General features: G+C 43.9%; 1 protein-coding gene. It reads left to right on the forward strand.

Going from position 1 to position 471, the window contains the following annotated elements; all coding sequences use genetic code 11:
• Nucleotides 1-23 precede the first annotated feature (23 nt).
• Nucleotides 24-471, forward strand: a 448-nt coding sequence (locus SB717_RS33635; RefSeq protein ID WP_410907133.1) for a hypothetical protein, incomplete at its 3' end; no start/stop codon positions are given.

Raw genomic sequence — 471 nt, forward strand, 5'->3', positions numbered from 1 at the left:
GAAGGCGAAGGCGTTCAATAGATTTGGGTAAGTATAGGCTGCCAGCCCCGATCATCAATGCAGCAAAGGAATACTTGAAAGCTAAACTTGTGTCGGTTAGTCCTGGTATTTTGGTTGATTTCCGTTCTGTTCTATCGGGTTTGGAAACGAAATGGAATGCATCGTGGGCGGACTTTTCATATTTGTCTTTAGGAGATTTGTTCAATATAACGTTAACATCATCAAATGGGCGGTCGGGATTCAGATCGTTTTACAGATATGCAGCGTTGAAAGGCTTGGCCGGTGCGGATGAAGTCCACGCTTTAGAGTTGGATACGATTAGAGTTAATAAAAACAATGCGTCAAAGAAAATAGTTCTTGAATGGCATGAAACTAGAGGTGCTCTTACCAGTTCGGAAATTGAAATAGTCCGGCGCGCTATGATGACAGGGCCTCCAGATGAGTCCATGTCGGATACAGCGAACCGGTTAT

Origin of the sequence: Priestia sp. SIMBA_032 (assembly GCF_046535215.1) — a bacterium.
Lineage (GTDB): Bacteria > Bacillota > Bacilli > Bacillales > Bacillaceae_H > Priestia > Priestia aryabhattai.